Genomic DNA, 16,084 nt, shown 5'->3' with positions numbered 1-16,084 from the left:
GCAACACAGGGCGCCGCCAGGCGGCGCCCCGTTTCACGCCAGCCCGCCCCCTGCCGCCGCCAACCGCGATCACTCTCCTGCGGCGGCCCCCGGCGGCACCATCACTTCCTCCATACTGGCGTCATCGCTCCAGCCACCGCCCAGTGCCTTGAACAGCCCGGCCGTAGCCACCAGTTGGTCACGCCGCACCTGGGCCCTGGCCAGTTCCGCATCCAGCAGTCCGCGCTCGGCATCCAGCAGGGTGATGAAATCCACGAAGCCTTCGTCGTAACGCATGCGCGCCACATCACGGGTACGGCGCAGTGCCGACACCTGGCGTTCCGCTGCCGCCGTGCGCTCCAGACTGGTGTCGTACAGGGACAGCGCATCGCGTACTTCGTTGAAGGCCACCAGCGCTGTGGCCCGGTACTGGATTTCAGCCTGTTCACGCACGGCGCGGGCCGCATCCACATTGGCACGGCGACGACCGAAGTCCACCAGCGGCGCCACCACAGAGGCCCCCACACCCCAGGTTTCGGCCTCGCTGGTAAACAGGTCACTCGACTCGATCGCCGCGCTGCCGATAAAGGCACTCAGATTGACCTGCGGCAACCGGGCCGCCTGACTGACACCGATCTGTGCCGTCGCCGCCATCAGTTCCGCCTCCGCCGCGCGAACGTCAGGGCGTCGCTGTAACAGCGCTGACGGCAGCACCGCGGGCACCGCCTGCGGCAACAGGATATCGCTCAGGTCACCGTCACCGAAGTCCAGCGCCGACATCAATTGCGCCGGGGTCAGCCCCAGCAGGACGGCCAGGGCACCTTCCAGCTCATGCACCAGCTGGCGCTGCATGGGCAGGCGCACGCGCAGACCTTCCAGTTCTGCTTCGGCCTGGCGCAGGGTCAACTCATCGGACTCCCCCGCATCACGGCGCATCTGTTCGATCTCCACCGCGCGCTCCCGCGAGGCCAGCGTCTGCGCCATGATATCCAGCTCACGTTGCGCCGTACGCAGATTCACATAGGTGGCGACCACATCCGTGATCACCTGCAGACGCACGGCATCGCGACCGAAGGTGGTCTGTGCCAGCAGCGCACGTGCCGCTTCCTGCTGGCGTGCCACCCGGCCCCACAGATCCAGTTCATAGCTGAGTACGCCGGTGACGGAGAACGCATTACGCACCCCGCCGAAGCCGGGCACCGGAAACGATGCCCCCGACTGCCGCTCGCGTGCGGCATCGCCCTGGGCGCTGAGGCTGGGCAGCCTGTCGGCCCGGGCGAAACCCAGCCGCGCCCGAGCCTCGCTGACCCGGGCGATCTGCAATTGCACGTCCGGATTATCGGCGAGTGCCAGCGACACCACATGGTTCAGATCCGCATCACCGAAGTGCGTCCACCAGTCGAGCCAGTGCTCCGTCTCTTCCGGCGAGAGCAAGGCATGCTCTGGCCAGGCTTCCGGCAGGTCCATGCCGGTAGCGTCGTAATCCGGCCCCACCGTGCACCCGGCCAGCCACAGCATCGAGGCGCCCGCCACGGCGGCCACCCATCCTGACCACTCACGCATGACCGGCCTCCTCCTTGCGCGCCTGATGGCGGCTACTGAGTCGATCCATCAGCAGGTAGAACATGGGCACGAAAATCAGGGCCAGGGTACTGGCCGCGATCATGCCGCCGACCACCACGGTACCGATTTCCTGGCGGCTGGCCGCGCCAGCGCCCGAGGCCAGCATCAACGGCATGGAGCCGATGATGAACGTCATGGCGGTCATGATGATGGCCCGGAAACGCTGCCGTGCGGCGGCGGACGCGGCCTCGAAACCGGACATGCCTTCGCGCCGGTTCTGGGCGGCAAATTCCACGATCAGGATGGCATTCTTGGCCGCCAGGCCGATCAGCACCAGCAGGCCCACCTGAAAATAGATGTCGTTGGGGAAACCGCGCAACGTGGAAAATACCGCAGCGCCGAGCACGCCGAAAGGCACCGCCGAGGCCACCGCCAGCGGCAGGGTCCAGCGTTCGTACTGAGCGGCCAGAATCAGGAATACCATCAACAGCCCGAGACCAAAGGCCAGCCCGCCCGCTCCGGCTGCTGCTTCCAGCTGGTAGGCTTCGCCCACCCAGCCAATGCTGCTGTTGCCGTCCAGCATTTCGCGGGCCAGGCGGTCCATGACCGCCTTCGCTTCGCCAGAGGTGTAGCCGGGCGCCGGGTCCGCCAGCAGCTTGGCCGCCGGGTTGATATTGAAGCGGTTGATGATGTCCGGCCCCGGTTCACGCTCCAGCGTCACCAGCGTACTCAGCGGAATCATCTCGCCGTAATCCGAGCGCACGAAGACCCGGTTCAGATCTTCCGGCTTGCTGCGGAACTCGCCATCGGATTGCAGATTGACCTGCCAGTTGCGCCCCGCCAGGGTGAAATCATTCACGTACAGCGAGCCGAAGGTCGCGCGCATGGTGTCAAAGATCTGGTTGATCGGAACGCCAATGGCGCGCGCCTTTTCCCGATCCACCTGCGCCGTGAAACGGGGAATGTTGGTGTCCAGCGTGATCCGCGCGTTGACCAGCTCCGGCCGGTCGTTGGCCGCAGCCATCAGTTCCTGGCCGATGCGTTCGATGTCCGCCGGGGTGGCGCCACCGCGCACCTCCAGATAGCCCTCGACCCCGCCGGTCAGGGACAACCCCATGATCGGCGGTGGAATGAAGGAAATCACGAAAGCCTCGGGAATCTGACCGCCCATGCCCATAATCCGGCCCGCCAGCGACTGGGCGTCCTGGCCCGGCCCAGTGCGCTCGCTCCAGTCGGCCAGATTGACGAAGCCGACCCCGGCATTACTGCGCAGGGAGCCGGCAATGATGTCGAAACCGGCAAAGGCGGTGAAGTCCGACACTTCATCCATCTGCAGCAGCATTTCAGACAGGTCATCACGGGCCTTGGCAGTGCGCGACAACGCCGATACCGGCGGCAACTGCACCACCGCCAGCGCCACCCCCTGATCTTCCTGCGGCACCAGCCCGGAAGGCATGCGGTTCATCAGGAACAGGGCCACCAGCATCACCACAGCAAACAGCGCACAGCCGATTACGACCCGCGCCAGCAGAAAATCCACAGCCCGACTGAAGCCGTTGGTCAGGCGCTCGAAGGCGCGGTTGAACCAGCGAAAGAACGCCGGTTCGTCATGCGGTTGCTTGTCCAGCAGCAGCGCGCACATGGCTGGCGTCAGGGTCAGCGCCACAATACCCGAGACCACCACGGAAATGGCGATGGTCACGGCAAACTGACGATACAGCTCGCCGGTCAGACCGCCCAGGAAGGTGACCGGCGCAAACACCGCCACCAGCACCAGGGTCGACGCCACCACCGCCCCTGCCACCTGCTGCATGGTTTCGATTGATGCCTCGCGGGCACGCATGCCCTTTTCCCGCATCAGGCGATCAACGTTTTCCAGCACAATGATGGCGTTGTCCACCACGATACCGATGGCCAGCACCAGGCCGAACAGCGTCAACAGGTTGACCGAAAAGCCGAACGCCATCATGCCGGCGAAGGTGCCGATCAGCGACACCGGAATGGCCGCCACCGGAATCAGGGTGGCCCGCAGGTGTTGCAGGAACAGGAAGGTCACCAGAACCACCAGGAACACCGCAACGATCAGTGTGATGAACACCTCGCGAATGGAAATTTCGACAAACTCGGTGGTGTCGTAAGGAATGGCAAAGGCAATCCCCTCCGGGAACCGGTCGGCAAGCCCATCCAGCGTCTCGCGCACGGCGGTGGCCGTGTCCAGGGCATTGGCACCGGGCTGCAGATAAACCCCCATGGGCACCGCCGCTTGCCCGTTGTAGGTCGCCGAGAAGGAATAATCCTGTGCGCCGAGTTCCGCTCGGGCTACATCACCCAGGCGCAGGGTGCTGCCGTCACCGTCCGCGCGCAGGATGATGCGCTCGAATTCCCCGGGATCGGCCAACTGGCCGCGTGTGGTCACGGTAAAGGTGAACGCCTGATCTTCCGGCGCGGGCTCAGCCCCCAGTCGCCCTGCTGCAAACTGCGCATTCTGCTCGCGCACCGCAGCCGCCACGTCCGAGGGCGTCAGATCAAACTGCGCCAGCTTGTCCGGGCTCAGCCAGATACGCATGGAATAATCCTGCGCACCGAACAGCGAGGCATCCCCCACACCGGGAATACGCACCAGTTCGTCGAGTACATTGAGCAAGGCGTAGTTGCTGATGAACAGGGTATCCTGGCTGCCATCCGGCGAGTACATCACCGGCACCATCAGGATATTGGTGGACCGTGCTTCCACCCGGACACCCTGGTCACGCACCTGCTGCGGCAACCGCGCCATGGCGGCCTGCACACGGTTGTTGACGTTGATGGCCGCCTGATCCGGGTCGGTGCCGATTTCGAAGGACACATTGATCTGCAGACTGCCTGCGTCGGTGGCGCTGGACTCCATGTAGATCATGTTGTCCACGCCGTTGATTTCCTGCTCCAGCGGCGCCGCCACCGACTCCGCCAACACCTCGGCGCTGGCGCCGGGGTAGGCCGCCTGCACCACCACCTGCGGCGGCACCACATCCGGGTACTGCTCCACCGGCAGGGCGCGCAAGGCGGCCAGCCCGGCAAGCACGATGATGATCGAGATGACCGATGCAAAGATCGGCCGGTCAATGAAGAATCTGAGCATCAGTCTTCCCCGTTGTCGTCGGCATCATCCGGCTCCGCATCCACGGCACTGCGCCGGGCTTCATCAAGCGCCGTCTCGGTATCGACCTTCTGTGTTTCCACGGGCATGCCGTCCTGCAACATCACCTGGCCATTGACGACCACCAGATCGCCTGCCTCCAGCCCGGACAGCACGACCTGCTGGCCACGAATCACCGGGCCGACGGCCACCGGGGTGGCGCTGGCCTGTCCCTCGCGCACCACGAACACCTGCACCCCTTCGCGGCCCTGGCCTATGGCGGTCTCCGGCACCAGCACCACCTCATCCAGCGAGTGCAAGGCCACACGCACGCGGACGAACTGGCCGGGCACCATAACGCCGTCCGGATTCGGGAAAACCGCGCGCGCCATGACACTGCCGGTGCGGGCATCAATGGTGCTGTCGGTAAAGTTCACCTCACCGGTTCGCTCATATTCATCGCCACCCGGCAAGATCAGCGTCGCCCGGCGCGCGTGATCGCCGTTGCCCTGACGTTGCAGCGCGGCATCCCGCTCCGGCAACGCAAAGCGCACATGCATCGGGTCACGCTCAGTCACGGTGACAAGCAGATCGCCCGGCGCCACCAGGCTACCCTCCGGCAGCAGCTCCAGCCCGGTCACTCCGGCCAGCGGCGCCTTCACTTCGGCATAGCCCAGATTGCGTTGCGCATCGGCCACACTGGCTTCGGTCAACGCCAGCCGCGCCTGCGCCAGCTCGCGCTGGGACAAGGCCTGGTCACGCTCGCGCTCACTGACGGCATTCTGCTCGAACAACCGGTTGATACGGCGCCACTCGCGCTCCGCCTGATTGAGCGAGGCCCGGGCATCCTGTCGCTCGGCCTCGGCCCGCTTGAGAGCAATCTCGAACGGCTGGGGGTCGATCTCGAACAACACCTCGCCAGCCTCCACAACCTGCCCTTCGGTGAAGCGCCGCCGTTCCAGGATGCCTTCTACACGAGCGCGCACCTGTACCTCGCGCGCGCCACGGGCACGGCCGGCATAGTCACGCTCCACGTCAACACTGGTGCTGCGGGCTTCAACCACCATCACCGTGGGCGGTGGCGGCTGACCGCCCTGGCCGTTGTCGGCGCTGCCGCAGGCCACCAGTAGCAGGGATGAAAGCGCCAGGGCAGCCCCGGTATGAACACGAACTCTTTGCATAACTCAGTCCTCTGCTGGCATATCAGGCCGGCGGCGCGTCATCACGACGCAGCATACGGGCCAGAAGGCGAATCATTTCTTCGGCGCGCTCCGTCAGCGGCGGTCGCCGGGGCGCCAGTGCATTGACGAAAATGGTGCCGAACATCATGTCCCCGAACATGTCGACCGCCTGCTCGGGCGTTGGCCAGGTGTCATCGGTCAGACCCAGTTGCCGATGAAGATCGACCCAGCGCTGTCGGCGGCTTTCCGAGTGGGCGAAATAGACCGGCGTGCAGCGATCACGAAACTCGGCCCGCTCGTGCACGAACAGCTCCACCGCCTCGGGGTGCCGCTCGAAGAACGCGAAATAGCTGCGAATCGACAGACACGCCACCTCCCAAGGGTCTTCCATCCCTGTCGTCCGGGCTTCCACCTCATTCGACAGACGCTCGACCAGATCGGCCATGGTGGCCAGAAACAGCGCCTCCTTGGTGGGGAAGAAACGGTAGACCGTACCCTTGCCCACCCCGGCGCGGTCAGCGATCAGCTGCACATCGGTGGCACGGTAGCCGTGCTCGGCAAAGATGGGGCCGGCAGCGGCCAGAATCTCGGCCCGGCGCTGTTCGGCGGGTTTGCGGGCACGACGGGGAGGGTCCCCGACAGCGTCGGGGGAGGGATCGGTTTTCAAGCTGTCACCATTCGGACGGACGCGTCAGTCCGAATTAGAAGCGTAAACAGCCGACCTGTCAACGTTGACCCGCTTCCGCCGCTGTGAGCAAGCCCACAGCGGCGGGTCGGACAGAATCAGAGGTGGGTTTCGGCGTATTCCGCCAGGACAGAACGCGGCACACCGTTGAGCTGCACCGAGCCGCCGAAGGCAAAGCCCTTGAAACGCTCGGTCATGTAGGTGAGCCCCGAGCTGGTGGGGCTCAGGTAAGGGGTATCGATCTGCGCCAGATTGCCGAGACAGACGACCTTGCTGCCCTCCCCGGCCCGGGTGACGATGGCTTTCATCTGATGCGGGGTCAGGTTCTGGCTCTCGTCGATCAGGATCAGGGACTTCTGGAAGCTGCGCCCGCGAATGTAGTTGAGCGCCTTGAACTGGATATTCGCGCGCTCCTTCACATAGTTGATGCTGCCGTTGGGGTTCTCGTCATTCAGGTGCAGCGCCTCGATATTGTCGTTGATGGCGCCCAGCCAGGGGTCCATCTTTTCCTCCTCCGTGCCCGGCAGGAACCCGTGTTCCTCGGCCAGCGGCGGCGTCGAGCGCGTCGCGATGATCTTGTTGTAGCGCCGATGCTCGATGGTCATCTCGATGGCCGCCGCCAGCGCCAGAATGGTCTTGCCGGAGCCGGCCGCGCCGGTCAGCGTGACCAGGTGAACATCGGGGTCCAGCAGCAGGTTCAGCGCGATGGCCTGGTGGATATTCATGGGTTGCAGTCCCCAGGCCTGCTGGTCCAGCAGCTGCTCACGGGGCATATGCCGGAGCGTCACAACGCCCTGCTCCACCTTCAATACGCGCCCGACAAATCCCTGCTCATCAATGATGAACTGGTTGGGATAGATCTCCTCTCCCAGCACTTCACTGACCAGCAACCCGTGGGAAATATGATGCAGGGTTTCGGCACCCTGTTGTTCGGTTTCCACCTGGGGAATGCGATCCCAGAAGGAGCCCGTCATCTCGAAATAGCCGCGCGTCAGCTGACGGATATCCGACACCATCTGGTCGTTGTGGTAGTCCTCCGATTCGATGCCGCAGGCGCGCGCCTTCAGGCGCATGTTGATGTCCTTGGTCACCAGCACATAACGCCGACTCGGATCACGGGATTTCATGGCCGCAATATCATTGATGATGCGGTTATCGTTCAGGTGTTCCGGCAGGCAACCGGCGTCCTCGCCCCGTGGCCGTGGCATCAGTACCGACAGGGTGCCCAGCAGGGCCTCACCGCCGCGCGGAATCGCCACCCCCGCATCCACTTCATCCGGGGTCGCTGCACCCAGCACGCTGTCGATCAGCCGTATGGCCGCGCGACAGTCGGCGGCAATGTGCGACTTGCCCGACTTGAGCTTGTCGAGCTCCTCCAGCACGGTCATCGGAATGACCACGCGATGCTCCTCGAAGCTCATCAGCGAGTTGGGGTCGTGGATCAGGACGTTGGTATCAAGAACGTAGATTTTTTCCAGTTGGGTGCTGCTGCGGACTGATTGAACTGCCTGGACTGCAACCGCGCGCTCTTCCATGTGTGTCCCCCATGAGACCATATGATGAAGTGGGTGACGGCAGGCGGCTGCAGAAGTGACGCGACCCCCTTACCGCCGGTTGAAACCCTGTTTCGGCGGATCGGTAAAGGTATTGCTGATCGCGATCACCCCCACAAAGGCGGGAGTTGCCCTAAACATAACCCGGTTATCGGCGCGGTACAACTCACCGCGACATTCCGCTAAGGTAGGCGCCAGTTCCGGCCATCTGGTGCATTGCCTTGTCGTCAAAAAAAGAGCCGCCCGAAAATGAGTCGTCTCCACGGCTGTCGCCCGACGACCGCCCCCAGGTGATGACGCCGCCGCCCCTGTTGCACCTGGGCGGCCTGCTGATCGGTTACTCGCTGGATCAGGTGTTCGGCCTGGGCCTGCCGGATATCGCGCCCTGGTCGTTGCTGGCCACGGTACTGGTGTTTCCGGCGCTGGGCCTGCTGCTGTGGACATTGCTGATGTTCCTGCGTCATCGCACCACACTGATGCCGCACCGGGCCGCCAGCCATCTGATTACTGGCGGGCCCTTTCGCCTGAGCCGCAATCCGATTTACCTGAGCTTTGCCCTGCTGCATCTCGCCTGCGCCTTCAGCCTGCAGAGCGGCGGCATGCTCGCTGCCCTGATACCGGTGCTGTATGTCATGGACCGGCATGTCATTGCAGCAGAGGAAGCGTTCCATGCACGCCGTTTCGGGACCGACTGGACGGCGTTCCGCGCCCGGACACGGCGCTGGCTGTAACGGCACCGGCGACCGGCGCCAGGCGAGCCACAGTCTTGAGCAACACCGGCGGCGCCATGCTGCCGTGCAGTAATTGCAGCCGCTGCGAACCGAAATGCCCGGGCACATAGCCGCTGCTGCGATCATGCCGTGGCAGCCATCCCAATCGCCGGTACACCTCTGCCACCAGTTCACTGCAGAACACGCCGGACAGATCGGGGCGCAACTGGAAGCCGGTCACCAGATCACGCATCAGCGCCTGCATGAAGTTCTTGTAGGGGCGATGGCTGAACTGCCGCACCAGACGCGCGACCATACGTTCGCGGGCCGGACTCAAGGGCGCGCCCTGACGGGCCCGCCAGGCCACATCCCCGCCATAAACCTCGATCTTGTCGCGCACCGGCACCAGCGCCACCCCCGGCGTAGGCGCGCCGGTGCGAATATCCGGCGCATCACCGCCAGCCGTCGCTTCCAGTAACAGGGGCTGATCGTAATCCGGCAGGCACACCACCATGCCGACATGGCTCCAGTGGCTGCGGGTAAACAAGCGAATGGTGTCGCTGGGCAGTCCGCGACCGGCAAACAGCAACAGATCGCCAGTGCGGAAGCGGGACACCAGGCCGTCGGGGTCGGCCTGATTCAGAGGTGGACGTTGCGGCAGCAACCTGATCACCTGAAGCTCGCTCTGCTGTGCATCAAGGGCGAGACTAGGCAGATCACATGACGCTGCGGTGACGGTTTTATCACCGCATGATGAAGCCTGCGACGGGCCGGACTGTCATGCCGCTGTCACGCCACGGCCGCAATATGGCTACCCTTCCCGCCTGCGGCCCGCGCCATGGAAGAACGGCTTTACCTGTTACAGCGCCATTTGCCCGAAGAGATCCAGTTGCAGCGTCTGCTGCACGACGGCGCTCGCTGGTTACGGCACGATATTGCCTTGACACTGGAGACGCAGGGGCAGCCTCTGCCTGTGCATGTCATCGAACTGGGGAGCCGTGCCCCGGGGGTGCCGGTGATCGGGTTCTTCGGCGGCGTGCACGGTGTTGAACGGATCGGCAGCCAGGTGTTGCTGTCGTGGCTGCATGCCCTGGTGCAGCGCCTGCAATGGGATGCCGCCTTTCGCCAGCGGCTGGACCGGGTGCGTATCGTGTTCATGCCGATGATCAACCCCGGCGGTCTCTGGCATCGCACCCGCTGTAATCCCAATGGCGTGGACCTGATGCGCAACGCCCCCATCGACGCCATGGGCAAGGTGCCTTTTCTGGTCGGCGGTCATCGCATCAGTCGCCACTTGCCCTGGTATCGGGGCAAACGCGGCGCGCCGATGGAACCCGAGGCGCAGGCCGTGATCCGGGTGGTGCGCGAGCGTCTGTTGGCGGCCCCGTTCTCACTCAGTGTCGATTGCCACAGCGGCTTCGGCCGGCGCGACCGCTTGTGGTGTTGCTATGCGCGCAGCCACCGGCCGATCGCGCACATCGCTGAGGTGCTGACGCTGAAACGCCTGTTACAGCAGACCTACCCCTACCATCATCCCTACCTCATCGAACCCCAATCGGTGAACTACACCACGCACGGCGATCTGTGGGATTTTCTTTATGACGAGTCCCTCGACACCCACCCTGACCACACGTTCCTGCCGTTCACACTGGAAATGGGCTCATGGCTGTGGGTGCGCAAGAACCCGAAACAGATGCTCGATTTCTTTGGCTACTTCAATCCCATGATCACGCATCGCCACCACCGGGTGTTGCGCCAGCATCTGCCACTGTTCGAGTTTCTGCTCGCCGCCACCGACAACTGGCAGAACTGGATTCCGCTGCCCCATCAACGCGCCGAGCGCACCCGCCAGGCCATCGAGGAATGGTTCACTGAGCCCGCCGAGCATGGCGCGCGCTAGAGAATCGGCCTAGACTCTGCTGCATTCCATGACGTCTCCGGAGTTACCCCCATGCATCGTTTCGCCGCCCTTGCCAGCCTGTGCCTGCTGGCTGCCTGCAGCCATTATCAGGCCCCCTATGGCGCAGACACCGCCGAGGTCACGTTTACCAGCAACAACGTGACCGGCCAGCCCGCCGTGTGCGATGACCAGGGCAAGCTGCGCAACACTCGCCGGGCGCTGGCAGCGGTACCGTTTGAAGCCGGCGTGTTCCATGAAATCAATCAATCCCTCGGCAAGGACGATGCCGTGACGGTGAGCGTGCCCGCTGGTGATGCACTGACATTGGGCGTGCGACACGGCAAGCGCACGCGGGGCACCACGGACTTCCGCTGCCGTGAAGCCCTGCAGTTCACCCCCCGCGCAGGCGAGCACTACCAGGTGCATTTCATGCTGGACAGCGGCGTATGCGGCATCGGCGTGACGACCGCTGACGGCGATCCCGTAGACGACGCCCGGCGCGTAGGTTGGTCCTGCCCCTGATCGCCAGGCCCTTCCCGGCGCCGTGAAACGGTCACGGCGCCATCATGATTCTTCCTTTTTGCACCACAATAGCGCAGCGCACCATTGCGGGGCGCACCTCCCTGACCCTCACGTCCTCCGCATCAAACAAGTCACTGTTTTAAAAAGCATTTCAAGGCTGGCACGGTCTGTGCTTTATCCATCGCAGCTGTCAACGGCACGCCGTCGGCACTTTCAGCTACGAGACACGTTCAGCTACGAACAGAAAACGGACCAAGAGGGTTGTATCGGATGAAAAGCAAATACGTATCTGCCATGAAGAAATCCCTGCTCGCCGTCGCCGTCGCCGGCGCAGCATCTGTCGTGCCGACCACGGCCACTGCCGAAGTCAGTGCAAACCTGGGTATTGCCAGCCAGTACTTGTGGCGTGGTCAGACACTCACCAGCGGTGGGGTCGTGTTTGGTGGCCTGGATTACGAGCATGATTCCGGCTTCTACGCTGGTTTCTGGACGTCCTCAGAAGCTGAGGATCTGGGTATCGAATACGATCTGTACGGCGGTTACGCTGGCGAAATCGGCGACCTGAGCTTCGACATCGGCTACGTGTCCTACTGGTACACCGTAGATCCGGGTGAAAACATCTTCCAGGAAGCCTACCTGTCTCTGGGCTATATGGGCTTCGGTCTGGATGCCTTCTTCGGCGTTGGCGATCTGGGCTGGGGTGACGGCAAAGAGAAAAACAAGGACAACTACTACGTCCTGAGCTACGGCTACGAGCAATTCGGTATCGCGGTAGGTTACTTCGACACCGACGACAGCGACGGCCAGTACACCCACCTCGATTTGAGCTACGAAGCTCTGCCCGGTCTGGTGTTTACTGCTTCGCAAATCGTGGACAAGAAGGACGCGAACACCGACCTTAACGACAACCTGACCTTCATGGTCAGCTACGAGTTCAGCTTCTAAGCTGAAAACGGCGGCCACCTTCGGGTGGCCGCTTCGTTTGACAGGCAGCATGTGTCACGAAAGCAACACAGAATTTCGGCAGACTCTGCCCAGGGCGAGAAAATCTTCTGTACAGCACGTCACGTACAGGTAGAATGCCCACCCTTTCGGCCCCGCGGGACATCTCCCTGGTCCTCGCTGTTACCTGCAAGCAGCTCGTCTCGCGGGGCCGATTCTTACTCTCCCCCCGGCTACTTTTTCAGATACACACCAATGCCATCATGATCCGACACCACCTGTGTGCCGCCATGGTCATACAGCGTGCGGAAGCGGCCAGCATTGCCACGCGTCACGGCCGCACGCTGCAGGCGGGCATACAGGCGCGGCGACAGGAAGGCGTGGTCGATAGCCTGGCGCTGGCAGCGGAAGATGTAGGTGAAGCGGTCTTCTTCTGCCACGCGGGACCAGTGGCTGCGTAGCGGCGGGCGATCCAGATAATCGAAAGGTTCGTGGTAGTGGCGGGTGCCGGAGCCGTCCGGGTCGGGCGCGGTATTGAAATCGCCGATCAGCATCAGCGGCACCCCTTCGCTGATCCGCGCCAGCGCCCAGCCGCGCAATGCCCTGGCCTGGGCCAGGCGACGCGCCTGGACCTGGCTGCTGCGGCGCGCATCATCCAGACCATGACCGCTGCGGTTATGCACGATCAGCACTTCGAAGGCGAAAGGTTTCTCGATCCGCACATGCAATGGCGGGCGGTGAAACAGCCAGTGGCCCAGATTGCGCTCGCCCTTGAAAACCTGCTGCACCGTGACCCCGTCCACCGGCGCGCGGACCATTACCCCCACATCGATACCGGAGGGATCATGCCCTTCCTCCAGCCAGACGCGGTACTGCGGCCCGCCTGCTGCCTCGATGCGTTCTGCCAGCGCTTCAAGCAGCGCCAGGGTTTCCACCTCCTGCACCGCCAGCACATGGGGCGCAGACAGTACCGTGATCACGTAGTCCGCGAGCGCCTCCAGCCGGGCTTCATGCTGCGCCGGGTCCGGACGATGACGGCCGCTGCGACCCGGCTCCAGGACATTCCACAGGTTCTGGCTGGCCACCAGCAACTCGTCGGCGGCGGGTGCCGGCAAAGGCCGCACCGTCTCGTCCACCGGGCAGGCGGCGTGCAGGCTCTGGGCGCACAGCAGCCACCCGACCAGTAACAGACCAGACCAGGCACGATGCGGGGAAATCAGGGGGCGTAACGAAAAGAACATGGGGACAGACTCATGGCGACAGGCACCACGAATCTACCCCGGCAGGTATATCGCTGTCAGCGACGCACTTCGAAGGGCAGGCAATAGGGGGCCGTGGCATCAAACTCGAGACACAGCTCCACCTGTTCGCCTTCCTCCAATGGCCTGGCCAGCCGGAACAGCATCAGGTGATTGCCGCCCGGCGCAAACTCCACCGTTTCACCGGCGGGGATCGGCACATTGCGCAGGCGCTGCATACGTCGGGTGCCGTCTTCCTGCGCTGCCATGGTGTGCAACTCACCGGCGCCGGCAATCTCGGTGGTGAAGCCGAGCAGCGTCACCGGCACCTCACTGGTGTTGGTCACCGTAAAGTAGCCCGCGGTGGTACTGCTGACCGGCGGCACGGCGCGTACCCACATGTTGTCGATAAACAGTTCGGGCTCATCGATTTCGCCCGCAAAAGCCAACCAGGGCAACACCAGCAGCAGGTAAAGCCCCCGCTTAAAGCAGCGTGCGCAGGTCATCTTTGATCTCCTCCAGATCGGCATCCACCGGGTACAGCTTGCGCACCCGCGTCTCGCGATCAATCAGATAGACAAAATCACTGTGGGCAAACTCGGTGCCGCCCTGGCTGTCCTCACCCACCGGCATATACACCACGCTGTACTGGCGGGCGATTTCTTCGACCTGCTCGTCGGAGCCGGTCAGGCCGATAAAGTCCTCGTGGAACCAGGCCAGATATTGTCGCAAGTGCTCGGGCGTATCCCGCTCCGGATCAAAGGTGACAAACACCACCTGCACGTCATCGCCATGGCCACCGGCCTCCAGCTGCTTGTACAGTTGCGCCATCCGCGCCATGGTCGCCGGGCAGATATCCGGGCAATGGGTAAAGCCGAAAAACATCAGCACCACCTGGCCTGCCAGCTGGTCGCTGCTGAAAGTCTCACCGTTCTGGTCCACCATGGTGAAGTCCCCGCCCATGCGGGTGTTCACCGGCAGCGGCTCACGGGGCGGCTCACGGGTGGTTTCCCAGGCCACGACCACCGCCAGCACCAGCAGCACCGCTACGGCCATCAGCACAAGCTTCTTCATTACGTCTGTCTCCTGTCAGGACGGCGCTACCATAGCGCTGCCAGGCCCCGGGGCCAATGGGGCATATTGTCGCAGCCCCCGTGATACATGGCATCCCCCCGGGGCTACGGGGTATAATCGCCGCCCTCTCGAGCCACCAGCGTAGTCCGACGCCATGTCCGCCACCACGCCTTCCACATCGCGCAAACTGTACATCCAGACCCATGGGTGCCAGATGAACGAGTATGACTCCTCGCGCATGCTGGACCTGCTGGAGCAGAGCCACGGCCTGACGCCCACAGACAACGCCGACGAGGCGGACGTGCTGCTGCTCAACACCTGCTCGATCCGCGAGAAGGCCCAGGACAAGGTGTTCCACCAGCTGGGCCGCTGGAAACGCCTGAAAGACGCCAACCCGAACCTGATCATCGGGGTCGGCGGCTGCGTGGCCAGCCAGGAGGGTGAGGCCATCCGCGAGCGCGCACCCTACGTTGACGTGATCTTCGGCCCGCAGACCCTGCACCGGCTGCCCGCCCTGATTACCCAGGCGAGCCAGAGCCGTCACCTGGCCATCGATATCAGCTTCCCGGAAATCGAGAAGTTCGACCGGCTGCCGGAGCCGAGTGTGGACGGTCCCTCAGCCTTCGTATCGATCATGGAAGGCTGCTCCAAATACTGCACCTTCTGCGTGGTGCCCTACACCCGTGGCGAGGAAGTGAGCCGCCCGGTGGCCCCGGTGCTGGCCGAAATCCGTCACCTGGCCGAACAGGGCGTGCGCGAGGTCAATCTGCTGGGGCAGAACGTGAACGCCTACCGGGGCCAGGGCCACCGGGGCGAGACGCTGGATCTGGCCGACCTGATCCTGCTGATCCGCGATATCGACGGCATCGACCGCATTCGCTACACCACCAGCCATCCGGTGGAGTTCTCCGACGCGCTGATCGACGTCTATGCCGAGGTACCGGAACTGGTCAGCCATCTGCATCTGCCCGTGCAATCCGGCTCGGATCGCATTCTGGCCATGATGAAGCGCAATCACACGGCGCTGGAGTACAAATCGAAGATCCGCCGGTTACGCAAGATTCGCCCGGATATCTCACTGTCGTCCGATTTCATCATCGGCTTCCCGGGCGAAACCGACGCCGACTTTGAAGCCACCATGAAGCTGATTCACGAGGTCGGTTTCGACAGCAGCTTCAGCTTTATCTACAGCGCCCGCCCCGGCACCCCCGCTGCCGACCTGCCAGACGATGTGCCGATGGAGGTCAAGAAGCAGCGCCTGGCCATTCTCCAGCAGCGCATCATCCAGCAGGCGCAGGAGATCAGCCGCCGCATGGTGGGCAGCCGCCAGCGGATACTGGTGGACGGCTTCTCGAAGAAGGACCCGGGGCAACTGAAAGGCCGCACCGAGAACAACCGGATCGTCAATTTCACCTGCGACGATCCCGGCCTGATCGGCCAGTTCGTCACCGTGACCATCGCCCAGGCGTACGCCAATTCGCTGCGCGGCACCGACCCGGTCAGCGATGACATTCTGGTCTGAACTCTGGCCTGAACCCCGGGCAGGGGCCTTATACCCATAAGGAATATCGAAGCGCCATTTCAGTATTTCCGGGTATTTAACGCCCTTGCTAAGGTGTGCA

14 protein-coding genes are annotated in these 16,084 nt (G+C 63.5%); 5 read left to right on the top strand and 9 right to left on the bottom strand.

Annotated features, from left to right (window positions below; translation table 11 throughout):
* Positions 1 to 69 precede the first annotated feature (69 nt).
* From DKW65_RS03300 to DKW65_RS03280, 5 genes are all read right to left on the bottom strand, one after another.
* Positions 70 to 1,542: an efflux transporter outer membrane subunit gene (locus DKW65_RS03300; RefSeq protein ID WP_111655922.1), complete on the bottom strand. Its 1,473-nt coding sequence runs from the start codon at positions 1,540 to 1,542 to the stop codon at positions 70 to 72.
* Complete coding sequence (locus tag DKW65_RS03295) at positions 1,535 to 4,660, bottom strand: efflux RND transporter permease subunit (protein ID WP_111655921.1); 3,126 nt, start codon at positions 4,658 to 4,660, stop codon at positions 1,535 to 1,537. Before DKW65_RS03295 ends, DKW65_RS03300 begins: the two co-directional genes overlap by 8 nt.
* Positions 4,660 to 5,838: an efflux RND transporter periplasmic adaptor subunit gene (locus DKW65_RS03290; RefSeq protein WP_111655920.1), complete on the bottom strand. Its 1,179-nt coding sequence runs from the start codon at positions 5,836 to 5,838 to the stop codon at positions 4,660 to 4,662. The genes DKW65_RS03295 and DKW65_RS03290 overlap by 1 nt, the downstream gene beginning before the upstream one ends.
* A 22-nt stretch (positions 5,839 to 5,860) precedes the next feature.
* The gene (locus tag DKW65_RS03285; RefSeq protein WP_111655919.1) at positions 5,861 to 6,505 is read right to left on the bottom strand and encodes a TetR/AcrR family transcriptional regulator; all 645 of its coding nucleotides are present in this window, start codon (positions 6,503 to 6,505) and stop codon (positions 5,861 to 5,863) included.
* Positions 6,506 to 6,621: 116 nt separating this feature from the next.
* Positions 6,622 to 8,058, bottom strand: coding sequence for a PhoH family protein (locus tag DKW65_RS03280; protein ID WP_111655918.1), 1,437 nt, complete (start codon positions 8,056 to 8,058; stop codon positions 6,622 to 6,624).
* Positions 8,059 to 8,297: 239 nt separating this feature from the next.
* Here DKW65_RS03280 and DKW65_RS03275 point away from each other — a divergent pair, with 239 nt between their 5' ends.
* Positions 8,298 to 8,807 (top strand): methyltransferase family protein, encoded by a 510-nt coding sequence (locus tag DKW65_RS03275; RefSeq protein WP_245932386.1) that lies wholly within the window; start codon positions 8,298 to 8,300, stop codon positions 8,805 to 8,807.
* On the opposite strand, the gene DKW65_RS03270 is transcribed toward DKW65_RS03275, so the two are convergent.
* A complete protein-coding gene (locus DKW65_RS03270) occupies positions 8,722 to 9,459 on the bottom strand; it encodes a C40 family peptidase (protein ID WP_162925672.1) in 738 nt (245 codons plus the stop codon). The two genes, DKW65_RS03275 and DKW65_RS03270, sit on opposite strands and share 86 nt — an antisense overlap.
* Before the next feature lie 165 nt (positions 9,460 to 9,624).
* Here DKW65_RS03270 and DKW65_RS03265 point away from each other — a divergent pair, with 165 nt between their 5' ends.
* The 3 genes from DKW65_RS03265 (at position 9,625) to DKW65_RS03255 (ending at position 12,153) form a co-directional block, all read left to right on the top strand.
* The gene (locus DKW65_RS03265) at positions 9,625 to 10,686 is read left to right on the top strand and encodes a DUF2817 domain-containing protein (protein ID WP_111655916.1); all 1,062 of its coding nucleotides are present in this window, start codon (positions 9,625 to 9,627) and stop codon (positions 10,684 to 10,686) included.
* A gap of 51 nt (positions 10,687 to 10,737) precedes the next feature.
* Positions 10,738 to 11,208 carry a hypothetical protein gene (locus tag DKW65_RS03260; RefSeq protein WP_111655915.1) on the top strand — a complete coding sequence of 157 codons (471 nt, stop codon included), beginning with the start codon at positions 10,738 to 10,740 and terminating at the stop codon, positions 11,206 to 11,208.
* Between the two features lie 270 nt (positions 11,209 to 11,478).
* Complete coding sequence (locus tag DKW65_RS03255) at positions 11,479 to 12,153, top strand: TorF family putative porin (RefSeq protein WP_111655914.1); 675 nt, start codon at positions 11,479 to 11,481, stop codon at positions 12,151 to 12,153.
* 230 nt (positions 12,154 to 12,383) lie between these two features.
* Here the strand turns inward: DKW65_RS03255 and DKW65_RS03250 are convergent, their stop codons facing one another.
* From DKW65_RS03250 to DKW65_RS03240, 3 genes are read right to left on the bottom strand one after another with little or no spacing between them, the layout of a single operon-like run.
* On the bottom strand, positions 12,384 to 13,391 hold the full coding sequence (locus tag DKW65_RS03250; RefSeq protein ID WP_111655913.1) for an endonuclease/exonuclease/phosphatase family protein: 1,008 nt from the start codon (positions 13,389 to 13,391) through the stop codon (positions 12,384 to 12,386).
* Between the two features lie 56 nt (positions 13,392 to 13,447).
* A complete protein-coding gene (locus DKW65_RS03245) occupies positions 13,448 to 13,894 on the bottom strand; it encodes a copper chaperone PCu(A)C (RefSeq protein WP_162925671.1) in 447 nt (148 codons plus the stop codon).
* On the bottom strand, positions 13,872 to 14,462 hold the full coding sequence (locus tag DKW65_RS03240) for an SCO family protein (protein WP_111655911.1): 591 nt from the start codon (positions 14,460 to 14,462) through the stop codon (positions 13,872 to 13,874). The genes DKW65_RS03245 and DKW65_RS03240 overlap by 23 nt, the downstream gene beginning before the upstream one ends.
* 154 nt (positions 14,463 to 14,616) lie before the next feature.
* Between DKW65_RS03240 and miaB the strand changes: the two genes are divergently transcribed.
* Positions 14,617 to 15,984 (top strand): tRNA (N6-isopentenyl adenosine(37)-C2)-methylthiotransferase MiaB, encoded by a 1,368-nt coding sequence (gene miaB / locus DKW65_RS03235; protein WP_111655910.1) that lies wholly within the window; start codon positions 14,617 to 14,619, stop codon positions 15,982 to 15,984.
* Positions 15,985 to 16,084 lie beyond the last annotated feature (100 nt).

This window comes from Isoalcanivorax indicus (assembly GCF_003259185.1).
Taxonomy (GTDB): Bacteria; Pseudomonadota; Gammaproteobacteria; order Pseudomonadales; family Alcanivoracaceae; genus Isoalcanivorax; species Isoalcanivorax indicus.
This window is presented reverse-complemented; position numbering and strand designations above follow the sequence as displayed.